Here is a 2,533-nt window from a genome sequence, read left to right as displayed (position 1 = left end):
ACGGACCAGAGGATGGCCATCATGGCGAAGACCCAGCGTACGCCGAACCGGTCCATGATATAGCCGGCACAGACCCCGCCCACCGGGTAAGCAAGATTAAAGGCGGCGGTGATCCAGGCGTACTGCTGTTCGGTGAAGCCGATATCCTTCAGCATGGTCGGAGCAGCGATACCGAGGGTATTGCGGGACAGGTAGTTAGTGATGGTGCCCATCATAACCAGGACAATAATGTACCATCGTAGATTCTTAATTTTCATTTCCAGGGCATCCTTTTCTATCCGTTAATGCGTTAGTTTTGGTGTCCTGCCTGAATAACGCGTGAGCGAAGCCGTTGCCCGTATACGAAATAAAGGCCAGAGACGAAATCGGGTAGTACTGTCAGTCAGGTTATGCGTGGGTTCAGATACCTCCTCATGCGGTGGTCCTGCTTAGTTTCAGGCAACAGTTATCCCCACCCGGTAGGGGTGTAGTGTGTCGTGCCCTGTCTTTTCAGCCCTTGTGCGGAGCCAACTGGTGACCACGATAAGCGGTCAGGTTAGTTGACGGGGGGAGTAAAAAGGCCTGTATCCCGCCGGGGATTATGAGTCGAGCGGCTTCCTGCATAGCAAGCCCAACCGGGATGAAGCCCTAGCAGATCTGCGCATTGATGGAGAACTGGATGGGCAGCTTTACCTGCTGAGTTTTTTCAGGGCGAGCGCATGCGTGACATTTCAGCCCTGTTTATGAGATCCTCAGAATTTGGATTTGCAGATACTAAACGTCTGCATTTTATACAGTTGAGTGTATCGCAAAATAATACGTTTTCAACCATTAAGTCGCATTATTTTACGAGATGATGGTGCTCAATCACCTAAACCTATAAAAAACAAAAGGTTGTTGGTAATGACTATGACGAAGAAAAATACTCAGGATCTAGCAGGTGATATTGAGGACTCCTTCGGAGTAAGGTTATCAATAGCTATGAAATTTTCTGGCGATACGAAAAGTTCTTTAGCTCGTAAATCTGATCTTTCTGAAGGTGCTATAAGGGCTTATCTAAAAAATGAGTCATCACCAAGTGTTGCTCAATTGATGAAATTATCGAAAGCATTAGGAATTCGAGCTTCGTGGTTACTGGGTGAGGGAAATGAGCCGCATTCAAAACTGGATGCTGAAGAAGATATATCCTTACTGATTGCGCTGTTCAGACATTTGTCAGGAATGCACCGTCGCATGGCCCTAAAACTCGTATTATCAGCATTAGCAAGTCAATATGATGAAATTGGTGAACATGACCTACAAAATCTTACATCCAAGGTGATAAATACCGCAGTAAAAATAAATTCTCTTACTCAAGAAGAAAAAGAAAAGCTTTCAACGCATCTTGGTTTGGACCTACAAATCGATAGTTGATCAGGAAAACTGTTACTTAAGTTAAGTAAATAAGCAGTGTATTTAAGATCGCTGAGCCTCCTTTGTCATCCGCCCCATGGTATCGCCCAGTCAGTTCGCCCCACGGTGTTGGGCGATGTCATGGGGCGACAGCCAGCTCGCGTTGCGGCAAAGTGCCGTAAAGCTGTGCTTCCCGGCATAAAATCCCGAACGCCTGTCAATGCGGGCTGGACGCCCTTATTTCCAGTCTCGTGGGGTAATGTCGCGTCTGGACGCCGCGCCAAAACCCCCAGGGCAAAAGCGGCACACCGTCACGCGCTACGCGCGACCACCCCCTTTAAGACGCGCGTTTCGCCTGTTTTTTCTCGCAGGCTCCAAAAAACGGGAACGCTGCTTTAAAGGGGGTGGTCGCGCAACGCTACCGGCTTCTGGCCGGAGACTTAGCGGCGACGGTGTGCGGGGCAAGCCCCCCAAATAAATCGACGCGTGGGCGCGTCTTTTTGCTCGCTGGGGCGGCAAAATTTATTCGGCTCCCCCCGGCCTGCTCGGTTCCCCCCGGGGTGAACGCTCGCAGGTGGGTTCGGGCGACGCAAATTAGCCATTTCTTCGAAATGGAATTTACTCACCTCACGCCACTTTTTAATTTCTGCTGTTCGCATCCATTAAAAAGCCATACAAGCGCAGCCTGTCATATCGATTGTCCCTGAAACACGGGTAACGACGATGGTGAGTAATCCCGCTGTTTTATCAGGGCCCTGTGCTCGCTCTGTTGCACTCCACCTCAGCCCTTTGTTTGTTCAGTAGCAGCTTATTCCCTGGTGCACTAGTCTGGCTCAGGCAACCTTAATCGACTTCTCGAAGCGATAAGCCGGGATAAATTGATGCTGGCAGGCATCAAGATAATCCGACCACCATTGCATCATCTGAGTTCGTTCGTCGAGGTGTTCTGCTTTATGAATATAGGCGGCACGAACGTGATTACGCTCCTGATGGCTCATCTGCCGCTCCACAGCATCTTTTGACCAGCGACCTGATTCAATCAACGCGCTACACGCTATCGTACGGAAGCCATGTCCGCAGATGTCCACCTGTGTGTCGTAACCCATCGTGCGCAGTGCCTTGTTGATGGTGTTCTCACTCATTGGCTTACGGGCATCGTGAT

Annotated in this window: 3 protein-coding genes; 1 reads left to right on the top strand and 2 read right to left on the bottom strand. The window is 49.8% G+C overall.

The window, feature by feature from the left end; all coding sequences use genetic code 11:
* Positions 1 to 257: MFS transporter (locus tag OGY04_RS09395; RefSeq protein ID WP_286584659.1), on the bottom strand; the 257-nt coding region annotated here is incomplete at its 3' end.
* A 625-nt stretch (positions 258 to 882) separates the two neighbouring features.
* Between OGY04_RS09395 and OGY04_RS09390 the strand changes: the two genes are divergently transcribed.
* Entirely contained in the window at positions 883 to 1,392 is a 510-nt protein-coding gene (locus OGY04_RS09390; protein ID WP_286585178.1) for a helix-turn-helix domain-containing protein, read from the top strand.
* Positions 1,393 to 2,204: 812 nt separating this feature from the next.
* Here OGY04_RS09390 and OGY04_RS09385 read toward each other — a convergent pair.
* Positions 2,205 to 2,533 (bottom strand): tyrosine-type recombinase/integrase (locus tag OGY04_RS09385; RefSeq protein WP_286585177.1); only part of this gene is annotated, 329 nt, incomplete at its 5' end.

Origin of the sequence: Citrobacter sp. Cpo091 (genome assembly GCF_030332645.1) — a bacterium.
Taxonomy (GTDB): domain Bacteria; phylum Pseudomonadota; class Gammaproteobacteria; order Enterobacterales; family Enterobacteriaceae; genus Citrobacter; species Citrobacter portucalensis.
This window is presented reverse-complemented; position numbering and strand designations above follow the sequence as displayed.

Excerpts from the sequence above, each read along its gene's own strand:
- OGY04_RS09390 (WP_286585178.1), top strand. The coding sequence starts at position 883 with ATGACTATGACGAAGAAAAATACTCAGGATCTAGCAGGTGATATTGAG.